Source organism: Mycolicibacterium psychrotolerans, from assembly GCF_010729305.1.
Classification (GTDB): Bacteria; Actinomycetota; Actinomycetes; order Mycobacteriales; family Mycobacteriaceae; genus Mycobacterium; species Mycobacterium psychrotolerans.
Genome location: NZ_AP022574.1, coordinates 4,862,813 through 4,882,959, shown reverse-complemented (window position 1 = coordinate 4,882,959; position 20,147 = coordinate 4,862,813). Strand labels below are relative to the sequence as shown.

The window sequence follows — 20,147 nt, the reverse complement described above, 5'->3', positions numbered from 1 at the left end:
GGGGGGGAGTCATGCGCCCACTCCTTCCGGTGCCGCGAGCATCGACGCGTACGGGTCGAAGGGGCACCCGGCGGGATCCAGGTGCGCCTCGTACTCGTCGCGGAAGTACTTCAGCGACGACATAATCGGGCTGGCGGCGCCGTCGCCCAACGCACAGAACGACTTCCCGAAGATGTTGTCGGAGATGTCGAGCAGCTTGTCGAGATCCTCCTCGGTGCCCCGGCCGGTCTCGAGGCGCTCGTAGATCTGCGCCAGCCAGTACGTGCCCTCCCGGCACGGTGTGCACTTGCCGCAGGACTCGTGCGCGTAGAACTGCGTCCAGCGGCGCACCGCCCGCACGACGCACGTGGTGTCGTCGAAGATCTGCAACGCCTTGGTGCCCAGCATCGACCCCACACCGGCCATGCCCTCGTAATCCAATGGCACGTCCAGATGTTCGCCGGTCAGCAGTGGTGTCGACGATCCGCCGGGCGTCCAGAACTTCAGCTCGTGTCCGGCGCGCACGCCGCCGGCATAGGAGAGCAACTCGCGCAGCGTGATCCCCAGCGGCGCCTCGTACTGACCCGGGGTCATCACGTGCCCCGACAGCGAGTACAGCGTGAATCCGGGCGACTTCTCCGAGCCCATCGACCGGAACCAGTCCACGCCGTTGCGCAGGATGGGCGGCACGCTGGCGATCGACTCGACGTTGTTGACCACGGTGGGGCACGCGTAGAGCCCGGCGACGGCCGGGAACGGCGGCCTCAGCCGAGGCTGGCCGCGCCGTCCCTCCAACGAGTCCAGCAGCGCGGTCTCCTCGCCGCAGATGTAGGCCCCGGCACCCGCATGCACGACCAGTTCCAGATCAAAGCCCGAACCGCCGATGTCGTTGCCCAGATGGCCGGCCGCGTACGCCTCGGCGACGGCGGTCTGCAACCGGCGCAGCACCGGCAGGACCTCACCGCGCAGGTAGATGAACGCGTGGTGGGCGCGGATCGCATACGCCGCGATGATCGCGCCCTCGACGAGAAAATGCGGCGTGGTCAGCATCAACGGCATGTCTTTGCACGTGCCGGGTTCGGACTCGTCGGCGTTGATCACCAGGTAGTGCGGTTTGGCCGCCGGACCCTCGTCCCCCTGGGGGATGAACGACCACTTGGTGCCGGTCGGGAAGCCGGCGCCGCCGCGGCCCCGCAGCCCGGAATCCTTGACCGCGGTGATGACGTCGTCCGGGCTCATCGACAGGGCACGCTCCAGCGCCTGATACCCACCGTGACGGCGGTAGGTCTCGAGGGTCCACGGCTGGGGCTCGTCCCAGAAGCTGCTGAGCACGGGCGTCAGTGGGGTCATGGTGTGTCCATCGCGGTCGGATCGGTCTCCTCGGTCTGCCCGCGGGCGGGAACATCCGCGGACGGACCAGGTGCCGGCTCGTCCTTGACGGCCTCGGCCGCTTCGGCCTGCTCGTGTCCCGTGGCATCGGAGGTGCTGTCGCGGGCGGGCCCCTCGGCGGCCGGGGCGCCCATGCCGCGTTCCCGGGCGATGCGCAGCCCGGCCAGCGTCGCAGCGCCGACCGTCGCCGCGTCGTCGGCACCGTCCGGATGGGGAAGTCCGGCAAGCGTTCTGGCGGTCTCGCGAAAGGTGCACAGCGAGCCGCTGCGCGACGGCGTCGGTGGTTCGCCCGCGCGCAGCGCGTCGACGAGTTCGCGTGCCGACGACGGCGTCTGATTGTCGAAGAACTCCCAGTTCACCATCACGACGGGTGCGTAGTCGCACGCCGCGTTGCACTCGACGTGCTCCAGCGTGATCCGGCCGTCCGGGGTGCTCTGTCCGGCGCCGATTCCGAGATGGTCCTGCAGGTTCTCCAGGATCGCGTCGCCGCCCATCACCGCGCACAGCGTGTTGGTGCAGACGCCGACCAGGTAATCGCCCGTCGGTGTGCGGCGGTACATCGAGTAGAACGTCGCCACCGCGGTGACCTCGGCGGCGGTCAGCCCCAATTGCTCAGCGCAGAAGGCGATCCCGGCGGGAGTGAGGCAACCGTCCTCGGCCTGCGCCAGATGCAGCAGCGGCAGCAGGGCCGACCGCGAGTCGGGGTACCGGGCGATGATGATCGCGGCGTCGTCACGCAGCCGCGTCGCCACGTCGACCGGATAGCTCGCCGGGCCGTGGATCGGCGGACCGGGTTCATCGGGCCGCTGCCCGAGTTCGAGGAAGATACTCACTACCGGTCCACCCCGCCCATCACCGGATCGATCGATGCCACCGCCGCGATCGCGTCGGCCACCATGCCGCCTTCGCACATCGCCGCGACCGCCTGCAGATTCGTGAACGACGGATCCCGGTAGTGCACCCGGTAGGGCCGCGTCCCGCCGTCGGAGACCATGTGCACCCCGAGCTCCCCGCGGGGCGACTCGACCGCCGCGTAGACCTGTCCAGCGGGCACCCGGATCCCCTCGGTGACGATCTTGAAGTGGTGGATCAGGCCCTCCATCGAGCGGCCCATGATCTTGGCGATGTGTTCGGGTGAATTGCCGAGACCGTCGGGGCCGACCTCGAGATCGGCCGGCCACGCCAGCTTCTTGTCCTCGATCATCACCGGCTGGTCTGCCAGCCGCTCCAGACGGTCCACACACTGTTCGACGATCTTGAGGGACTCCCGCATCTCCTTGACCCGGATGAGGTACCTGCCGTAGGAGTCACAGCGGTCGTCGGTGATGACGTCGAAATCGTAGGTCTCGTAACCGCAGTAGGGCTGCGTCTTGCGCAGGTCGTGCGGAAGACCGGTGGAGCGCAGTATCGGACCGGTGATGCCCAGCGCCATGCATCCGGTGAGATCGAGGTAGCCGATCCCCAGCGTGCGCGCCTTCCAGATGTAGTTCTCGTTGAGCAGGTTCTCCAGATCGCGGAGGCGTTCGGGCAGCAGGGTCAGCAGGTCGTGCAGTTGCGGCATGGCCTCAGCGGGAAGGTCGACTGCCACGCCCCCCGGCCGGATGTACGCGTGGTTCATCCGCAGTCCGGTGATGGTCTCGAACACCGACAGGATCAGTTCGCGTTCGCGGAAACCCAGGAACATCGCGGTCATCGCGCCGAGTTCCATTCCACCGGTGGCCAATGCGACGAGGTGGCTGGAGATCCGGTTGAGCTCCATCATCATCACGCGGATCACCGACGCGCGCTCGGGGATCGCGTCGGTGACGTCGAGCAGCTTCTCCACGCCCAGGCAATACACCGTCTCGTTGAAGAACGGCGACAGATAGTCCATCCGGGTGACAAAGGTGACACCCTGTGTCCAGGTGCGGAATTCGAGATTCTTCTCGATCCCGGTGTGCAGATAGCCGATGCCGCAACGGGCCTCGACGATCGTCTCGCCCTCGATCTCGAGGATCAGGCGCAGCACCCCGTGGGTCGACGGATGCTGAGGTCCCATGTTCACGACGATGCGTTCGCCGGCGTGTTCGGCCGCGTTCTGCCGCGCCGCCGTGACGACCTGGTCCCAATCCTGGCCGCCGACGACGACCACCCGCTCGGGTGGGCCCTGCGAAACGGTCATCAGTTGTAAGCCCTCCGCTCGTCGGGCGGGGGTATCTGCGCGCCGTGATACTCCACGGGCACCCCGCCCAGCGGGTAGTCCTTGCGTTGCGGATGGCCGACCCAGTCGTCAGGCATCTCGATGCGGGTGAGCGACGGATGGCCGTCGAACACGATGCCGAAGAAATCGAACGTCTCCCGCTCGTGCCAGTCGGTGGTGGGATACACCGAGAACAGCGACGGGATGTGCGGATCGGCATCGGGCGCGGCCACTTCCACCCGGAGGCGCCGGTTGTGGGTGATGGACAACAACGGGTAGACGGCGTGCAGTTCGCGGCCGCCGTCCTCGGGATAGTGCACACCGCTGACGTCCAGGCACAGCTCGAAGCGCAGCGCGACGTCGTCGCGCAGCGCCCGCGCAACCGTGAGCAGCCGGTCCCGGTGTACCTCCAGCGTCAGTTCGCCGCGGAACACGACGACACGCTCGATCGACTCGGCCATCACGTCGTCGCCGAGCGCGGTCGTCAACGCGTCGACCACGCCGTCGAAGTAGCCGCCGTAGGGCCGAGGCGTGCTCCCGGGCAGCGCCACCGGCCGGATCAGGCGACCGTACCCCGAGGTGTCGCCGCTGCCCCTGGCGCCGAACATGCCGCGCCGCACGCCGATGACCTCGGGGCCACCGCCGTTGCCGTCAGCACTCATGATCCCTGGTTCTTCCCGCGAGCGGTCATCACCGCAACAACCCCTTGAGTTCGATGGTCGGCGGCACCGCGAGCGCGGCCTGCTCGGCCTCCCTGACCGCCTCCTCGCGATTCACGCCGAGCGGCATCTGCTGAATCTTGTCGTGCAGCTTGAGGATCGCGTGCAACAGCATCTCCGGCCTGGGCGGGCAGCCGGGCAGGTAGATGTCGACCGGCACGACGTGGTCGACGCCCTGCACCACCGCGTAGTTGTTGAACATCCCGCCCGACGACGCGCACACCCCCATGGCCAGCACCCATTTGGGTTCGGCCATCTGGTCGTAGATCTGGCGCAGCACCGGCGCCATCTTCTGGCTGACCCGGCCCGCGACGATCATCAGATCGGCCTGGCGTGGGGTCGCCGAGAAGCGTTCCATCCCGAACCGCGAGATGTCGAACCGCGGTCCGGCGGTGGCCATCATCTCGATCGCGCAGCACGCCAGACCGAACGTCGCCGGCCACAGCGAACCCTTGCGCACATAGCCGGCCACCTTCTCGACGGTGGACAGCAGGATGCCGCCGGGGAGGCGTTCCTCTAGTCCCATTGCAGGCCTCCTCTGCGCCATACGTAGGCATAGGCGACGAAGACGATGATCATGAACAGCAGCATCTCGACCAGTGCGAACAGACCGAGGCTGTCGAAAGCCACTGCCCACGGGTACAGGAACACGATCTCGATGTCGAAGACGATGAACAGCATCGCGGTCAGGTAGTAGCGAATGGGGAAGCGCTGGCCGGTGGCCGCCGCAGCGGGGTCCGAGGGGTCCATAGGCTCGATGCCGCACTCGTAGGCCTCGAGTTTGGCGCGGTTGTAGCGGCGGGGTCCGATCAGCACCGCGATGCCCACCGAACCGACGGCGAACACCGCAGCTATCGCACCAAGCACCAGGATCGGCGTATACAGGCTCATGCTGCGCGGGCGCTCCTCGGGGGCTGTCGATGTGAGCTGTCACACAGCCTAGCCCTGTTCGCGATGCAAGCCACACATTTTGATTAGTATCGCTAGTGGCGTCCCTCCGGGATCCCCCCTTGCCTCCAAAAGGCAAGGCCAGCACGGTTTTTCACGTCTGTGGCGGTCAGGCGGTGGTGCGCAGAAGCGACACGACGGCGTCGCCGAGCCGGATGGGGTCGATCGGGTGGGGGACCGCCGCCTCCGCGCGGGACCAGTGGGCCAGCCACGCGTCATCGGGCCGTCCCGTCAGCACCAGCACCGGTGGGCAGTGTTCGATCTCGTCCTTGAGTTGTTTGGCGATCCCCATCCCGCCGACCGGGGTGGCCTCGCCGTCGAGGATCACCAGGTCGAACCCGCCCTCGTCCATCTGCCTGATCACCATCGGGCCGGTGGCGACCTCGAGGTAGCTCAGTTCGGGGAGTTCGGGGTGCACCCGCTTGCCCAGCGCCAGCCGCACCTGCTCGCGAGTCCTCGGGTTGCTGCTGTAGACAAGGACCCGCAGCACACGTTGCGCCTCGGACGTCGATGAGGGCACCACCATGGGCGCGATCGTAGCCGCGGCGCGGGCGTCCGGACGGCCTTCTGGCGTCGGCGCGCTCATGAGTCTGTGAGTAGCGGCGCGATGTCGGCCGGATCGAAGTATTCGTCGATCCGGGTGATCAGTCCGTCGGCGCCGACCTTGATGACGATGCAGACCCGCATCGTCACCACCGCGCCGTTGCGGCCGTGGGCATGCAGGATGTGCTGCTGGACGAAGCCGCCTCCGAACACCTGCCGGTCCAGCACCTCGTAGCGCCGGTCGGTGGTGCTGTCGATGAACCAGCCGATGATGCGGACCGACCGCCTGCGGTCGTTGTCGCGGTCGTCCCCGGTCTTGCGCACCGCGATGTCGGCACTGAACAACTGCTGCACGCCGGCGACGTCGCTGTCCTCGATCGCGCCGAACAGGCGGTCGGCGACGTCGAGGACCGTGCTCACATCGGTGTCGGGCACGGTGCTGAATTCATGTCGACCCCGAATACAATGTTGACCTCAACTTCCGTTCAGGTTGAACACTGGACGAATGGACCAGACCCCCACACTCTCCCGCTTCGACGATTTCTACAAGAACCAGACCCCGCCATGGGTCATCGGCGAGCCCCAGCCCGCGATCATCGCGCTGGAACGCGCCGGCCACATCCGCGGACGCGTGCTCGACGTCGGTTGCGGGACCGGCGAGCACACCATCCTGCTGACCCGACTGGGTTATGACGTCCTCGGCGTCGACGGCGCACCCACCGCCGTGGAGCAGGCCCGGCGCAACGCCACCGCCCGCGGCGTCGACGCACGGTTCGACGTCCGCGACGCCCTCGACCTCGGTGCGTCGCCGGCCTTCGACACCGTCGTCGACAGCGCCCTGTTCCACGTCTTCGACGACGCAGACCGGGTGCGGTATGTGCGCAGCCTGCACGGCGCCACCCGGCCGGGTGCGCTGGTGGCCGTGCTCGCGCTCTCCGATGCCGGCCGCGGCTTCGGGCCGCAGGTCAGCGAAGGCGACCTCCGCGGGGCCTTCGGAGCGGGCTGGTCGGTGGAGGAGCTCAGTCAGACGACGTACCGCGGCGTGGTCACCGACGTCCACGCCGAAACGCTCGGTCTCGAGGTGGGCACGCGGGTCGACGAGCCGGCCTGGCTGCTGCGGGCGCGCCGGACCTGACCTCACCGCGGGGTCAGCCGCACCACGGCGCCGCCGTGCTCCCGGCCGGATGCGCGGCCGGGCGTCAGCGGGGCCGCTCGGCCCGACTCGAAGGCCACCCATACCGTTGCGTCCGATCCCACCGCGACGCCGTGCGGTTCGGCCGGCCCCGGCGGTAGGACGAACTCCTCGACGTGGCCGTCCCAGGCGACGTGGCCGACGCGATTGGCCGCCCACTCGGTGAACCAGCAACCCTCGGCGTCGGCGGCCAGTGCGTGCGGCCGGCACGCCGGGTCCGGCAGCGCGAACTCCGTCACCTGTCCGGCGGGGTCGACGCGCACGATGTGCCCGCTGCCGATGCAGGCCGCCCACAGGGCGCCGTCGCCGCCGGCGATGCCGACCGGCGCCGTGGCGGTCGGTAGGGGCACGATGCGCACCTCGCCGTCGGTGCTGACACGGGCCAGCGCGTTCGCACCGTTGCACGCCGTCCAGACTGCGCCGTCGGGGCCTGCGGTGAGGTAGGCCGGAAAGGATCCGGCAGGCAGGGCGACGACCGTCACCTGCCCGTCCGGTCCGCGTCTGCCCACTCGGTCGGCCGCGGACGCGGTGAACCAGACCGCCCCGTCCGGGCCGATGCAGACACCGAACGGAGCGCTGCCGGGTTCGAGATCGACGGTGGCCGTCGCACCGTCAGGGCGCACCGTGCCGAGGCGATCGTCCCCGGTGCGGGCGAACCAGGCCGTCGCATCCGGGGCGACGGCGACGGCGGTGGGCCGCGCGCCGGCGGGAGTCCGATGGTGCCACTGGGTTCCGTCGCCGGCGATCCGCGCAACACCCCCGTCATGTGTCACCCACACCGAGCCGTCAGGGGCTGCGGCGATGCCGTACGGATCGGCGGCGCCGTCGAGGACGATCTCGCTGACCGGCCCGATGGAATGCACCATCAGCCGTCGCCGTAGCCGGGGTGGTCGATCGACAGCCGGTGCCCGACCAGCGAACGCAGACAGGACATCACCTCGTCGGGACGGTCGTCCAGCGCGCCGCCGCGGATGGCCCCCGCCAACGCCGCCTCGTCGCTGAAGCCGAGGCGTCCCAGGGCCGTGTACACCGAATCGGTTGCCTCGTCCAGTAACTCGCGTTCGACGATGCGCAGCACGTTGGCCGCCACCCGGGCGTGGAATCCGACCTGCCCCTCGCATGCGGCGCGTACCTCGTTGTCGAGGAAGTCGGCGACGGCGGCGACCAGCTCGGCCGCCGTCGGTCGAGTGCCCGTCACTGTTTTCTGTTCTTCGCGCAAGCGCTCATCACCTCGGCCCTTTTCCCGACAGCAGATCCAGGAGGTCCCATTCCGTCTCGCTGACCCGCCGCCCGATCGCGGCGAGTTCGACCGACGGTGTCTCGCCCGACAGGTGGCGCTCGGCCTGGTGCCGGCAGATCACGCCCCAGCGCAGCGTCGCCACCGTCAACCACCAGCGGAACACCGACCGGTCGACGTCGACGCCGGCCGCCCCCTCGTAGGCACGCAGGAAGGACTCGACGCTGCCGAGCCCACCGGCGCCGAGCGTCTCGGGCGCGCCGAACCGCCACGCCCGGATGCAGAACCAGGCGAGGTCCTCGTATCGCTCACCGATGTGGGTCAGCTCCCAGTCCAGCACGGCCGCCAGGCCGGACTGGTCGACGATCAGGTTGCCCATCCGGAAGTCGCCGTGCACCAACACGATCGGGGACGGATCGGGACGCTCGTCGGCCAGCCGGCGGAACGTCCACTCGAACGTGGCTGTGGTGTCGCCGATCTCGTCGAGCCGGGCGCGCCAGCCTGCGAGGTCGTCGCGAGCGGTCAAAGCGACGCCGTCGACGGCGGCGCGGTGCACCGCCGCCAGCGCCTCGGCGCACTGGCGCAGCAGCCGCGCCCGACCGGCGTCGTCGAGGCCACGGAAGATCCGTCGCACAATGGTGTCACCCGGGATTGCATCGCAGATCAGATACGGATTACCCAGTCCCGCAGGGGAATCGCTGGCGGTCACGATGTGGGGGACCGGCGCCCCTGCGGCGGCCGCGCGCTGCTGCACCTGTGCCTCGAGTTCCATGCCGGCGTGGATGTCGTCCGGTGCGCCGGTGCGCAGGATCAGCGCGCGTCGCTCACCGGCCACGGCCTCGAACGCCCAGGTCGTCCGGCTCGCGCCGCCGGTCAGCCGCTGCAGGTTCTCGACCGCCACGTCGCCGAGGACGGGCTGCAGCACCTCTTCGAGCCGGTGCTGCAGGCTCACTTCCGGCCGAACCCGAACAGGCGCTGGGCGACACGCCGGATCTGGATCTCCTCGGCGCCCTCGGTGATCCGGTACCGGCGGTGGTGCCGGTAGATGTGCTCGAACGGCTCATGCCTGCTGTACCCGACGCCACCGTGCACCTGCATCGCGCGGTCGGCGGCTTCACACACCAGCCGGTTGGCGCGGTAGTTGGCCATCGACACCTTGTCGGAGACCTCCATGTGGTGGTTCGCATCGAGTTGGCTCGCCGCGTAGTACACCAGCAGCCGCACCATCTGCGCTTCGGTCTGCAGCTCCACCAGCGGCCACTGCACCGCCTGGTTGACCGCCAGCGGCTTGCCGAACACCGACCGCTGATTGGCGTAGTCGACAGCCCGGTCGATGCAGTACTGGCCGGCGCCCAGGCTGCTGGCGGCCTGGCGAATCCTGTTCTCGTGCAGGAACGTCTGGCCGACCTCCAGCCCGCGCCCGACCTCCCCTAGCACCGCGTCGCCGGGTACCCGCACGTTGTCGAGCACGACCTCGCCGTGATCGGTCGGCATGTTGAACGTCCACCAGTAGTACGGCACCGAAAAGCCCGGAGCGTCGGTGGGCACCAGGAACGCGGTGATCCCGCGGGCCTGGCCGGCCTCGCCCGACGTGCGCGCGAAGATCAGGTCGTGGGTGGCCCGGTGTACGCCGGTGTTCCAGCGTTTGGCGCCGTTGATGACCCAGTCGTCACCGTCGCGGACCGCGGTCGTCTCCAGCCAGGTGGCGTCGGACCCGTGGTTGGGCTCGGTCAGGCCGAACGCCATCGATCGCTCACCGGTGATGAGAGCCTCGGTCCAGTCCCTCTTCTGCTCGTCGGTGCCGAAATGGTCCATCATGATCACTTGCGGGAAGTTGCCGACGATCGAGGACTCGTCCTGCAGATCGTTGTGCAGGCCGAGACCCTTGTGCGCCAGATGCTCCCGGATGACGGCCATGTCGATGTTGGAGCCGTCGCGCCCGCCGAACTGGGACGGGAGCCCATAGCGCAGCCAGCCTGCGGCGTCGGCCCGCCTGCGCATCTCGCCGAGCAGATCCTCCCACTCCCGGCGCGGCACCCCGCCGTTGTCCCAATCGGTGCGCGCGTACTCGCGGCGCTGATCGAAGTACTGGATGTGCTCCCGTTCCAGGGGTTTGATCTCGGCCTCGATGAACGCGTCCATCTCGGCGAGAAGCCCCGGAAGGTGTTCGGGGAGGCTGAAATCCACGGTGATCTCCTTGGTGTGCTCTGTCAGTACCCGTACAGCGTCTTCTTCCAGATCCGCGACAGCGTGACGATCGCGTCGTCGTCGTCGATCTCGATGTCCATGCCGACACCGGCGGTGCCGACGAACACCGTGGTGAAGTTCTCGAACAGCAGCGCGATGGCCGCCGCGGTGTGCTCGGGGACGAGGTCGGCGGCGAAGCCCTGATCCTGGGCGCGACGCACGGATGCGGCGACGATGTCGACGCCGAAGCGGCGGAACTCGTTCTGGACGGTGGCGAATCGCGGCTGGGTGGCCGCTAGTTGCGCCACCGCGATCATGATGCCGATGTTCTGCTTGAACATCGTCCAGTAGCCGGTGACCACCGTGGTGAAGAACGCGTCGTCGTCGGGCGAGTCGGGCAGCTGCAGGCGCAGTCCCGACGGGGCCACCACTTCGTGCAGGAAGGACTGCGCAAGCGCGGCGAGCAGATCCTCTTTGTCGGCGAAGTACCGGTAGAACGCCGCGGTGGACCGGCCCGCAGCCGAGGTGATGTCACCGAGTGTGGTGCCGTGAAAGCCGCGTTCTGCGAACAGCTTCCGGGCGGCTTGCTCGATAGCGAGCCGGGTCTGACGGCCCTTGGCGCTGAGTTCCGACGAGTCGGGCGGCACGGGGGCTAGCCCAGTTTCCGGTCGCCTGCGCGCAGCAGCGCGCTGGGAAGGCCGTGGCCGACGGCGTCCTGTGCGACGCGGGCGGCGGCGATGGCGGCGTCGAGATCCACATCGACGTCGACACCGCAGTCGCGCAGCAGATAGACCAGGTCCTCGGTGGCGATGTTGCCGCTGGCGCCGGGCGCGAAGGGGCACCCACCCAGCCCGCCGATCGACGCGTCGAGCCGCGTGACGCCCGCCTGGACGGCGGCGTAGGCGCTGGCCAGCCCTGTGCCGCGGGTGTTGTGGAAGTGCGCACCCAGCGGAAGGCTGCCGACCCTCGGCCGGACCAGGGCGACGAGGTCGGTGACGCGGCGGGGGGTGGTGGTGCCGATGGTGTCGGCGATCGCGAGCCGGTCGACGCCGGCGTCGGTGGCGGCGGTGACGATGTCGACCACGCGGTGCGGCGGCGTCGGCCCGTCGAACGGACAGTCCCAGGCCGTGGCGACGATGACCTCCACGGCGACGTCGCTGTCGTGGGCGATCGCGACGATCTCGGGAATCAGCGCGGCCGCCTCCGCGGAGGAGCGGCCGACGTTGGCCCGGCTGTGCCCGTCGGCAGCCGACACCACGTATTCGATCGAGCGCAGGCCCGCGGCGATGGCACGTCGGGCGCCGTTGGGACTGGCCACCAGCGCCGAGAACTCGATGCCGGGGAAGCGGTGCAACTCGGCGGCCAGTTCGGCGGCATCGGCGAGGGCGGGCACCTTCGACGGCGAGACGAACGCCGTCGCCTCCATCTCCCGAACGCCGGTGGCGGCGACGGCGGCGAGGAGGTCGAGCTTGGCCGACAAGGGGATCGGCGCCTCGATCTGCAGCCCGTCGCGCAGTGACACGTCGCGGATGTCGACGCGGCCGGGTAGGTCGCTCACAGCACCCCCTCCGCCCGCCACGCGTCGAGCTCGGCACCGGAGTGACCGAGCAGGTCCCGGTAGATCTCGTCGTTGTGCTGACCAGGTCGTGACGGCCCGGCGCTGCGGATCGTGCCCGGGGTCTGCGACAGGACGGGTACCACGCCGGGGCCCTTGACGTTACGGCCGATGCGGTCGTCCCAGTGGTCGGCGATCATGCCGCGTGCCTGCAGCTGCGGGTCGTCGACGACCTCGGCGACGGTGTTGATCGGGCCGCTGATCACCCCGGCATCAGACAGGGTCGCGATGATGTCGGCCGGCTGCCGGTCGGCCGCCCACGCCCCGATGAGCGTGTCGAGTTCGTCCTGATTGCGGCCCCGCGCAACGTGATCGGCGAACCGCTCGTCGGTGGCCAGCTCGGGTCGGCCCATCGCCTGGCACAGTCGCCGGAACACGGTGTCCTGGTTGGCGGCGATCACCACCCAGCTGCCGTCGGCGGTCGGGTAGATGTTCGAGGGGGCGATGCCCTCGAGACGGGTCCCGGAGGGGCCCCGCACGATGCCGCCGACGTCGTAGTCCGGGATCGTCGATTCCTGCACGGCGAGGCAGGATTCGGTGAGCGCGGCGTCGACGACCTGCCCCTCGCCGGTCACGGTGCGGCGATACAGCGCGGCCAGCGCCCCCTGAGCGGCGAACATGCCGGCCAGACTGTCGCCCAGGGACAGCGCCAGGCGTGGGGGAGGACCGCCCGGGAAACCGTTCATGTGCCGCAGTCCACTGGCCGCTTCGGCGACCGAGGCGTAGCCGGCCTTGTGCGCTTCCGGGCCCGTCTGGCCGTAGCCCGACACCCGCACCAGGATGATGCCCCGATTGCGTTCGCGAAGAACGTCGTAGCCCAGTCCCCACTTCTCCAGCGTCCCCGGGCGGAAGTTCTCCACGATGATGTCGCTGCGCTCGACGAGTTCGAGGAACAGGGCACGGCCCGCGGGCACCCGCAGGTTCAGCGTGACGGCTTTCTTGTTGCGGGCGTGCACGGTCCAGAAGAAGTGGTGGCCATCGAGTTCGGCCTGTCCCCAGGTGCGCAGCGGATCCGGCGCGCCGGGGGGCTCGACCTTGACGACCTCGGCCCCCATGTCGCCGAGCAGCCTGCCGGCGAACGGGCCGGAGATCAGTGTGCCGACTTCGATCACCCGCACGCCGTCCAGCGGGCCGCTCACGGTCACGCCGAGAACCCGTGCCGGTGAAGCCAATCGGTGACGATCCCGACCGCCTCGCGCAACTTGTCGCGTTGGTCGGCCCCGGCGTAGTAGTGGTTGGCGCCGGGGATCTCGTACATCTCCTTGTCCGGGTACCCGATCGCCTCGTAGATCCTGCGGGTGTGGCTGGGCGTGCAGGCGTCGTCGGCGAGGTTGCCGATCACCAGTGCGGGAACCGCGATGTCGGGTCCGCAGGCCACCGCGTCGGCGTGGGCGTCGTCATAACTCCATTGGGACAGCCAGCTGCGGAGCGTGCAGAAGCGTGCGAGACCGACCGGGCTCATGTTCACCACTGCAGGATCGCCCAGATAACAGGTCCCCGGTGTGCGTTCGTTCGGATCGACCGTCGGATCGAGCCACCGAGGGTCGGCCATGGTGCCGTGCACGACGAACGCGAATTCGGCTACGTCTGCGGCGGGACCGCCGCTGCGTTTCAGATCGGCCAGCTTCTCCTTGACCCAGGCCGTGATACGGCGGTTGCGGGCGATCTGTTCGTGCCGGTAGCGCTCGAGGAATTCGGGGGAGTACGGCGGCTGGTTCGGGTTGTCGGGGTCGTACAGATCCAGTTCGGGATCGCGACGGGTGGGGTCGGTCTCGTCGAGGATGGACGCGTCCAGCCATTCGGTCATCGTGCCGTGCCTGCTGATGTGCGCGGCCAGCAGCATGATGCCGTCGGCGGGGAGCAATCCCAGCGTCGTGAGGTCGGGCCCGTCGCCGGACGGACTGGATGTGACCGTCGGGTGCTGGGCCTGTTGCTGGTAGAACGCCGACAGCGACCCGCCGCCGCTCCACCCGGCCAGGACCACCTTCTGATAGCCCAGGCGGTTCTTCGCGTCCTTGATGCACTCGCCGAGGTCCTCGACGACCTTCTCCATCAGCAGCGCCGAGTCCGTGCCGCGGAACCGGCTGTTGCAGTAGATGACGTGGTGCCCGGCGCGCGCCAGCGCGTTGATCACCGGCAGATAGGCGCCGCCGCCGATGGGGTGCATGAACACCAGCACGGTGTCCGACGGGCTGTCCCGGGGTTTGAGCAGATAGCTTTCCAGCACCACCAGCTCCGCGACGCCGCCGTAGACGTCGCGGACCGCCGAGTGGTTCTGATAGGCAACGAGATACGGGATCCGTTCGTACTCGTGCTTGACGGGAGCGTGCACTAGTGCTGCCCGAGGTCGTTGGCGAGGACCTCCGCCGAGGGCACCAACCGCTTGCGGGTGTCCACCGCGATCACCTGCCAGTCGACCGACTGGTAGTCGTCGAACTTGCGCCGGGCCCGCTCGCGCGCCTTCTCCGGCGCGCCGTGGTGCACACCCTGGGGGGCGTGGGAGATCAGACCGGGTGGCATCGGAATGCCGTAGAGCGAACCGCCGTGGAAGAACGCGATCTCGTCGAAATCGACGTTGCGGTGGTACCACGGGGTGCGTTCGGTGCCGGGCACGCCTTCGGCCGGCTTGGGTAGGAAGTTCATCACGTACACGCCGGTGGCCTGCATGAACAGGTGCACGGTCGGCGGCAGGTGGACGCTGTTCGACGTCACCACGTTGTAGTCGGCGATGTTGAAGGTGAAGGGGAAGTTGTCGCCTCGCCAGCCTTCGACGTCGAGCGGATGGTGCTCGTAGTACAGCGTCGTCGTCCCGGCCCCGTCGATCGGGGAGTGCATGAGGCGCACCTCGTAGCTGTCGCGGCCGTCGTCGTCACACGGGGCCGGGTCGGGAATCACCGCCTGAGAGGGGTCGAACGGGAAGTGCCGGCCCAGTTGCCCGGGCGGCGGCACCCGGAACTCGTCGGTGGCCTGGATCATCAGCCACGTGCACTGATCGTCCGGGACGTGGCGCCATGTGCACGCCTTCGGGAGGTACACCCAGTCGCCCTGCCGGTAACGCAGCGGCCCGAACTCGGTCTCGAGCAGTCCGGCGCCCTCGTGCACGAAGCACAGCAGGTCCCCGTCGATGTACCGGACGAAGAACGGCATCTCCTGCGCGCGTCGGGACAGCAGCACCTGGCAGTCGGAGTTCGAGAACATCAGCAGGGGAGCCCCGAGGGCGTCCCCGGCGTCGCTGGGTTTGAGTTCGCCGGCGAGCACGTCGAGCGGACGCAGCGGGCCGACCGAGCGGTACGCCGTGGGATCGTTGCGCCGGTAGAGGTTCGCGGTGCGTCCGGTGAACCCGCCGCGGCCGAGTTCGTCGTCTTTGAGTCCGTCGAGGTCGGCGTGAATCCGCTTCGGATACTTGCCTTTTCGAAGATGGACAAACGATTCCACAGCGCACTCCTCCATCGAAAGTGAAACTGACATTACTTTTATGTCGGCGGGCGGTCAATGGGGCGGGGCCCCGCAGTCCGCGCTCAGTCGGCCAGATCGACCCTGACCGTCAGCAGACGCGTCCCGAACGTGCGGACCCCGACGTTGTTGAAGCGCGGAAGGGTCCGCATCCGCGCCTGCGGATCGTCGTCAGGCATCAGATGGGCTGTGCCGCGGTGCCACCGGCCGTTCAGTCGTACGCGTACCTGCGGATCCGCCTTGATGTTGCGGACGTACTGGGACGTGTCGCCGAACTCGGAGACGAACCAGAACTGATCGCCGATACGCCTGCCGCCCACCGGGGTCCGGCGCGCGACGCCGGACGTGCGGCCGGTCGTCTCCAACAGCGTCTGGAACGGCATGCGCCGCATCACCGGGTTCGCGATCGTGCGCTGAAAGAAGGTGGTGACGGTGTCGCGCAGCTCTGCCATCGAATCCTCCTTGCGTGCCTCACACCATCGCGGTGCGAGGGATCGGTATGCCCAGGCTCAGCGCGCCGGCGAGTTCGCGGCTGGTGTCGTGATCGAACACGACATGACCGGCGATGACGTCGACGTCACGCTTGATGCGCTGCAACGGGTGGTCCAGGAAGTGGGCACTCGCCCCTGACGATGCCAGCAGGCCGCTGATCACCGCACGGGATTCGTGAACGATGTGCGCCGCCGCCAGGCGCGCCTGCCCGCGGACCGTACGGCTCACCGGATCGCCGGCCGCGACGATCTCCTCGATGCCGTCCACCGTGTCGGACAGCAGGGCGCGGAGTGCGCGCAGTCGGACCGACGCATCGCCGAGGCGAATCGCGGCCACGGGCTTGTCCTTCTGCATGACGCCCTCGTAGGCGAGGTAGCGCTGCGCGAGGCGGTCGGTGTAGATCCCGGCGGCGCGCTCGGCGCTGCCGAGCGCCGGCATGGCCGCGAGCAGCGCGAGCGCGGGCACCATCGGCCAGCGGTAGGTGTGCCCGTCGTGGACGGCCGCTCCGGGTGCGGCGCCGGTGTAGATGTCGGACACCGCCACCAGCCGATGGGCCGGGACGAACACGTCGTCGATCACCACGTCGTTGGAGCCGGTGGCGCGCATCCCGTCGGTGTGCCAGACGTCCTCGATGTGCACTTCGTCGATCGGCAGCAGGGCCAGCATCGGCCGGATCGAGTCCGCGCCGGCCTCGCAGAGCGCCCCGACGATGATCCAATTGCCGTCCATCACCCCGGTCGCCCATGACCAACGGCCGGTGAGCCGGATCCCGCCGTCACAGCCCACGCCCCGCCCGGTCGGAGCCAGCGGCGCCGGCGCGAGAAATGGACGCGTCTGGAACGCCTCCTGCTGGGCCTGCTCGCCGAAGAGCGCGAGCATCCAGTTGTGGAGGGCGTAGAACCCGAGCGTCCAGGCGCTCGACGCGCAGCCGTGCGCCATGCGGCGGACGGGATCGAGGATGGCGGGGAACGGGCCCTGTGTACCTCCGAACCGCGCCGGCACCAGCAGATCGAAGAAGCCTGACGCGGTGGCCTCGGCCACCGTGTCTGCGGGCAGGCGGCGCAGCCGTTCGGCCTCGCCCGCCCGGTCGGCCAGTCGCGCGACGAACTCGGCGGTGACGGGTGCTCCGGTAGTGAGGGTCGTCGGCATGGCGCGACGCTAACATACTTTTTGGTATGGGCGGTCAGAGCGCGAGCATCACATCGAGGAAGCGTTCCTGCTGGGCGGCCAACCGGGCGCCGGACGGCGCATCGGAGAGATGCAGGAAGCCGATGCCGGCGGCGAACGTCGCGTTGGCCCGCATGTCCGCCTCGTCACGGTCGAAGCCGGCGTCCTGGAAGGCCCTGCGGACGGCCGCCACGACCTTGTGGTCGGCGGCGCGCACGCTGTCGGCCACGGCGGGGTCGGTGCGTGCCCACTCCCGCATGGCCCGTTCCAGGGCGCGCTGGCGGTCCGCCCGCAGCGCGGCCATCATCGTCGCCAGTCGGTCCCGCGGCGCCAAGCCCGAGAGCTCGCCGAAGCCGCTGCGATCGCGATCCCGCAATTCGGCCCACGCCTGCACCAGAGCGGCGCGGTAGGCGGCCATGTCGGTGAAGTGCCAGTAGAAACTGCCCTTGGTGACGCCGAGGTGCGCGCAGAGCCTGTCCAGCTTGAGCGCCTCGATGCCGGCCTCGGCGAGCAGGGCATAGCCGGCGTCGATCCAGTCGTCGACGGACACCTTGCGAGACCCCGTCGCGCCCTTCGTCATCCGCAGAGCCTACTGAATCCGAGGACTGTGACGGCGGTCACTGCGCAACCGGCGCCGGCTCCGGTAGTAATGCAGGGTTCGACGCACGGGCCAGTGCTTTGTCCGCGCGCGAAGCCGGCGATTGTCGTCGGCGTCAGCATCGCGACGCGGCCGGTTTTGGCGGTGTTCGCCGTGGCCGGGCTTTGTCCCGTGGGTGCCGCATGTTTTACTGCAACCGCTACAACTGAACCTTTTCTCGGCCCACCCCACCGTCGGATCATCTGATTCGGGGTGGCGTCACAGCGCGGTGAAGACATCGCTGTGGTGTCGGCGACCGCACGGGAAACGCAGGACGAACCGCCTCGGGCGGTACACCGAAGATGGATGGAATTGACCGTATGAGACTTCTTGACAGGATTCGCGGGCCCTGGGCGCGCCGCCTCGGCATGGCCGCGTTCGCCGCGATTCTGCTGCCTGGCGTCATCGGCCTGACCGGCAATTCGGCGACCGCCGGGGCCTTCTCCCGGCCCGGCCTGCCGGTCGAGTACCTGATGGTGCCGTCGCCGTCGATGGGCCGCGACATCAAGGTGCAGTTCCAGAGCGGCGGCCCGAACTCGCCGGCGCTCTACCTGCTCGACGGCCTGCGCGCCCAGGACGACTTCAACGGCTGGGACATCAACACCCAGGCGTTCGAGTGGTACCTGGACTCGGGCCTCTCCGTCGTGATGCCGGTCGGTGGCCAGTCGAGCTTCTACGCCAACTGGTACAAGCCGGCCTGCGGCAAGGCAGGCTGCCTGACCTACAACTGGGAGACCTTCCTGACCCAGGAGCTGCCGAACTTCCTGGCCTCCGAGCGTCAGGTCAAATCCACGGGCAGCGCCGCGGTCGGTCTGTCGATGGCCGGTAGCGCCTCGCTGGTGCTGGCCGCCCACCACCCGGCCCAGTTCACCTACGCCGGTTCGATGTCGGGCTTCCTGAACCCCTCCGAGGGCTGGTGGCCGTTCCTGATCAACATCTCGATGGGTGACGCCGGCGGCTACAAGGCCAACGACATGTGGGGCCCGGCCGAGACCGATCCGGCCTGGAAGTACAACGACCCGATGGTGCAGATCCCGAACCTGGTCGCCAACAACACCCGCATCTGGGTGTACTGCGGCAACGGCCAGCCCAACGAACTGGGCGGCGGCGACCTGCCTGCCACGTTCCTCGAGGGTCTGACCATCAAGACCAACAGAACGTTCCAGGACAACTACGTCGCCGCCGGTGGCAACAACGGGGTGTTCAACTTCCCCAACAACGGCACGCACAACTGGGCGTACTGGGGACGTGAACTCCAGGCGATGAAGCCGGATCTCATCACCCACCTCATCGGGTAACCGCCCGACGCAGCACTCGACGAAGCCCCCCGGCCCGGTTGCGGCCGGGGGATTCTTCGTGTCCCGGGAAGCCTGGCTACTGTGGCGGTCATGACCGAGATCAACGCGATGGTGGCGCACGAGGACGGCGAGGGCGGCATCGTGCTGCGCCACGAGGTGGTGAGCGAATCGTTCCTCCCGGACGGCGACGTGGAGATCCGCGTCGAATACTCGAGTGTCAACTACAAGGACGCCCTCGCCGTCACACCGAAGGGCGGGGTGGCCCGCTCGTATCCGTTGATCCCCGGCATCGACGTCGCCGGAACGGTGACCTCGAGCGCCTCCCCGGACTTCTCCGCCGGCGACGCGGTGTTCGCGCACGGGCAGGACATCGGCACCGGCCGGCACGGTGGTTACGCCCAGGTCGCCCGGTATCCCGCGGACTATCTGGTCAAGCTCACCTCGCTGAGCACCGCGGACGCGGCGGCCATCGGGACGGCCGGGTTCACCGCGGCCATGAGCGTGGCCGCACTTGGCCGGCACGGCATCGAACCGGGTGACGGTCCCGTCCTGGTGACCGGCGCGACGGGCGGAGTGGGCAGCGTCAGCGTCGACCTGCTGGCCGGACTGGGCTACGAGGTCGTGGCCTCCACCGGCAAAGCGGAGGCGCACGATCTGCTGCGTGACCTCGGCGCCGCCGAAGTGATCGACCGGGTGCCCGGTCCGGACGAGAAAGTGCGTGCGCTGGGCAAAGCTCACTGGGCGGCGGTCGTCGACTGCGTCGGCGGCACCACCCTCGCCTACGCGTTGAGCACCATGAAATACGGTGGCGTGGCGGCGATTTCGGGCCTGGCCGGATCCCCCGAGCTGCCGGCGACGGTCATGCCGTTCATCCTGCGCGGCGTGACCCTGGCCGGCATCGACTCGGTGCTGCTGCCCATCGACCGGCGCCGCGAGGTCTGGGCGCGGCTCGAGTCGGACCTGGCGCCGCGCCATCTGAGCCGCATCACCCGCGACATTCCGGTGCTGCGGGTCGACGAGGTTCTCGAGACGATCATCGCAGGTGGGGTCACCGGCCGGACCCGGGTGGTCGTGCACGACGGGTTCTGACCCGGGCGCCAATATCCGCATTG

23 protein-coding genes are annotated in these 20,147 nt (G+C 68.9%); 3 read left to right on the top strand and 20 right to left on the bottom strand.

Annotation, left to right across the window (positions count from 1 at the left end; translation table 11 throughout):
• Positions 1-9: 9 nt before the first annotated feature.
• From nuoF to G6N45_RS23670, 8 genes are all read right to left on the bottom strand, one after another.
• Positions 10-1,329, bottom strand: a complete 1,320-nt coding sequence (gene nuoF / locus G6N45_RS23705; RefSeq protein WP_163725585.1) for an NADH-quinone oxidoreductase subunit NuoF — start codon at positions 1,327-1,329, stop codon at positions 10-12.
• Entirely contained in the window at positions 1,326-2,201 is an 876-nt protein-coding gene (gene nuoE, locus G6N45_RS23700; protein ID WP_163725582.1) for an NADH-quinone oxidoreductase subunit NuoE, read from the bottom strand. The genes nuoF and nuoE overlap by 4 nt, the downstream gene beginning before the upstream one ends.
• A complete protein-coding gene (gene nuoD, locus G6N45_RS23695) occupies positions 2,201-3,529 on the bottom strand; it encodes an NADH dehydrogenase (quinone) subunit D (RefSeq protein ID WP_163725579.1) in 1,329 nt (442 codons plus the stop codon). Before nuoD ends, nuoE begins: the two co-directional genes overlap by 1 nt.
• Positions 3,529-4,209 carry an NADH-quinone oxidoreductase subunit C gene (locus G6N45_RS23690; protein WP_163725575.1) on the bottom strand — a complete coding sequence of 227 codons (681 nt, stop codon included), beginning with the start codon at positions 4,207-4,209 and terminating at the stop codon, positions 3,529-3,531. Before G6N45_RS23690 ends, nuoD begins: the two co-directional genes overlap by 1 nt.
• Before the next feature lie 28 nt (positions 4,210-4,237).
• Positions 4,238-4,792: a NuoB/complex I 20 kDa subunit family protein gene (locus G6N45_RS23685; RefSeq protein WP_163725572.1), complete on the bottom strand. Its 555-nt coding sequence runs from the start codon at positions 4,790-4,792 to the stop codon at positions 4,238-4,240.
• Entirely contained in the window at positions 4,783-5,157 is a 375-nt protein-coding gene (locus G6N45_RS23680) for an NADH-quinone oxidoreductase subunit A (protein WP_057146593.1), read from the bottom strand. Before G6N45_RS23680 ends, G6N45_RS23685 begins: the two co-directional genes overlap by 10 nt.
• Before the next feature lie 166 nt (positions 5,158-5,323).
• Positions 5,324-5,740, bottom strand: a complete 417-nt coding sequence (locus G6N45_RS23675) for an Rv3143 family two-component system response regulator (RefSeq protein ID WP_163725570.1) — start codon at positions 5,738-5,740, stop codon at positions 5,324-5,326.
• Between the two features lie 56 nt (positions 5,741-5,796).
• Complete coding sequence (locus tag G6N45_RS23670) at positions 5,797-6,192, bottom strand: nuclear transport factor 2 family protein (RefSeq protein ID WP_163725567.1); 396 nt, start codon at positions 6,190-6,192, stop codon at positions 5,797-5,799.
• Between the two features lie 70 nt (positions 6,193-6,262).
• Here G6N45_RS23670 and G6N45_RS23665 point away from each other — a divergent pair, with 70 nt between their 5' ends.
• The gene (locus G6N45_RS23665) at positions 6,263-6,892 is read left to right on the top strand and encodes a class I SAM-dependent methyltransferase (protein ID WP_163725563.1); all 630 of its coding nucleotides are present in this window, start codon (positions 6,263-6,265) and stop codon (positions 6,890-6,892) included.
• A 2-nt stretch (positions 6,893-6,894) separates the two neighbouring features.
• Here the strand turns inward: G6N45_RS23665 and G6N45_RS23660 are convergent, their stop codons facing one another.
• From G6N45_RS23660 to G6N45_RS23605, 12 genes are all read right to left on the bottom strand, one after another.
• A complete protein-coding gene (locus tag G6N45_RS23660) occupies positions 6,895-7,815 on the bottom strand; it encodes a Vgb family protein (RefSeq protein WP_163725558.1) in 921 nt (306 codons plus the stop codon).
• Positions 7,815-8,147, bottom strand: a complete 333-nt coding sequence (locus G6N45_RS23655; RefSeq protein WP_163725555.1) for a DUF6285 domain-containing protein — start codon at positions 8,145-8,147, stop codon at positions 7,815-7,817. The genes G6N45_RS23660 and G6N45_RS23655 overlap by 1 nt, the downstream gene beginning before the upstream one ends.
• Positions 8,148-8,175: 28 nt before the next feature.
• Positions 8,176-9,132: a phosphotransferase family protein gene (locus tag G6N45_RS23650; RefSeq protein ID WP_163728968.1), complete on the bottom strand. Its 957-nt coding sequence runs from the start codon at positions 9,130-9,132 to the stop codon at positions 8,176-8,178.
• 2 nt (positions 9,133-9,134) lie between these two features.
• Complete coding sequence (locus G6N45_RS23645; RefSeq protein ID WP_163725552.1) at positions 9,135-10,373, bottom strand: acyl-CoA dehydrogenase family protein; 1,239 nt, start codon at positions 10,371-10,373, stop codon at positions 9,135-9,137.
• 23 nt (positions 10,374-10,396) lie between these two features.
• The gene (locus G6N45_RS23640; protein ID WP_163725550.1) at positions 10,397-11,020 is read right to left on the bottom strand and encodes a TetR/AcrR family transcriptional regulator; all 624 of its coding nucleotides are present in this window, start codon (positions 11,018-11,020) and stop codon (positions 10,397-10,399) included.
• Between the two features lie 5 nt (positions 11,021-11,025).
• Positions 11,026-11,931: a hydroxymethylglutaryl-CoA lyase gene (locus G6N45_RS23635; RefSeq protein WP_163725548.1), complete on the bottom strand. Its 906-nt coding sequence runs from the start codon at positions 11,929-11,931 to the stop codon at positions 11,026-11,028.
• Complete coding sequence (locus G6N45_RS23630; RefSeq protein WP_163725545.1) at positions 11,928-13,133, bottom strand: CaiB/BaiF CoA transferase family protein; 1,206 nt, start codon at positions 13,131-13,133, stop codon at positions 11,928-11,930. Before G6N45_RS23630 ends, G6N45_RS23635 begins: the two co-directional genes overlap by 4 nt.
• Positions 13,130-14,320 carry an alpha/beta hydrolase family protein gene (locus tag G6N45_RS23625; RefSeq protein ID WP_163725542.1) on the bottom strand — a complete coding sequence of 397 codons (1,191 nt, stop codon included), beginning with the start codon at positions 14,318-14,320 and terminating at the stop codon, positions 13,130-13,132. The genes G6N45_RS23630 and G6N45_RS23625 overlap by 4 nt, the downstream gene beginning before the upstream one ends.
• Entirely contained in the window at positions 14,320-15,423 is a 1,104-nt protein-coding gene (locus G6N45_RS23620; protein WP_163725539.1) for a homogentisate 1,2-dioxygenase, read from the bottom strand. Before G6N45_RS23620 ends, G6N45_RS23625 begins: the two co-directional genes overlap by 1 nt.
• Positions 15,424-15,506: 83 nt before the next feature.
• A complete protein-coding gene (locus G6N45_RS23615) occupies positions 15,507-15,893 on the bottom strand; it encodes a nitroreductase/quinone reductase family protein (RefSeq protein ID WP_163725535.1) in 387 nt (128 codons plus the stop codon).
• 19 nt (positions 15,894-15,912) lie between these two features.
• On the bottom strand, positions 15,913-17,082 hold the full coding sequence (locus tag G6N45_RS23610) for an acyl-CoA dehydrogenase family protein (protein WP_163725532.1): 1,170 nt from the start codon (positions 17,080-17,082) through the stop codon (positions 15,913-15,915).
• Between the two features lie 34 nt (positions 17,083-17,116).
• Positions 17,117-17,680 (bottom strand): TetR/AcrR family transcriptional regulator, encoded by a 564-nt coding sequence (locus tag G6N45_RS23605; RefSeq protein WP_163725529.1) that lies wholly within the window; start codon positions 17,678-17,680, stop codon positions 17,117-17,119.
• Positions 17,681-18,057: 377 nt separating this feature from the next.
• On the opposite strand from G6N45_RS23605, the gene G6N45_RS23600 reads away from it, so the two are divergent.
• Positions 18,058-19,035, top strand: coding sequence for an esterase family protein (locus G6N45_RS23600; protein WP_163725526.1), 978 nt, complete (start codon positions 18,058-18,060; stop codon positions 19,033-19,035).
• Between the two features lie 90 nt (positions 19,036-19,125).
• The gene (locus G6N45_RS23595) at positions 19,126-20,124 is read left to right on the top strand and encodes an MDR family oxidoreductase (protein ID WP_163725523.1); all 999 of its coding nucleotides are present in this window, start codon (positions 19,126-19,128) and stop codon (positions 20,122-20,124) included.
• Positions 20,125-20,147 lie beyond the last annotated feature (23 nt).

Coding starts and splice junctions, on each gene's coding strand:
- nuoF (WP_163725585.1), bottom strand. CDS start 1,329: ATGACCCCACTGACGCCCGTGCTCAGCAGCTTCTGGGACGAGCCCCAG.
- nuoD (WP_163725579.1), bottom strand. CDS start 3,529: ATGACCGTTTCGCAGGGCCCACCCGAGCGGGTGGTCGTCGTCGGCGGC.
- G6N45_RS23690 (WP_163725575.1), bottom strand. CDS start 4,209: ATGAGTGCTGACGGCAACGGCGGTGGCCCCGAGGTCATCGGCGTGCGG.
- G6N45_RS23685 (WP_163725572.1), bottom strand. CDS start 4,792: ATGGGACTAGAGGAACGCCTCCCCGGCGGCATCCTGCTGTCCACCGTC.
- G6N45_RS23680 (WP_057146593.1), bottom strand. CDS start 5,157: ATGAGCCTGTATACGCCGATCCTGGTGCTTGGTGCGATAGCTGCGGTG.
- G6N45_RS23675 (WP_163725570.1), bottom strand. CDS start 5,740: ATGGTGGTGCCCTCATCGACGTCCGAGGCGCAACGTGTGCTGCGGGTC.
- G6N45_RS23665 (WP_163725563.1), top strand. CDS start 6,263: ATGGACCAGACCCCCACACTCTCCCGCTTCGACGATTTCTACAAGAAC.
- G6N45_RS23660 (WP_163725558.1), bottom strand. CDS start 7,815: ATGGTGCATTCCATCGGGCCGGTCAGCGAGATCGTCCTCGACGGCGCC.
- G6N45_RS23615 (WP_163725535.1), bottom strand. CDS start 15,893: ATGGCAGAGCTGCGCGACACCGTCACCACCTTCTTTCAGCGCACGATC.
- G6N45_RS23610 (WP_163725532.1), bottom strand. CDS start 17,082: ATGCCGACGACCCTCACTACCGGAGCACCCGTCACCGCCGAGTTCGTC.
- G6N45_RS23605 (WP_163725529.1), bottom strand. CDS start 17,680: ATGACGAAGGGCGCGACGGGGTCTCGCAAGGTGTCCGTCGACGACTGG.
- G6N45_RS23600 (WP_163725526.1), top strand. CDS start 18,058: ATGAGACTTCTTGACAGGATTCGCGGGCCCTGGGCGCGCCGCCTCGGC.
- G6N45_RS23595 (WP_163725523.1), top strand. CDS start 19,126: ATGACCGAGATCAACGCGATGGTGGCGCACGAGGACGGCGAGGGCGGC.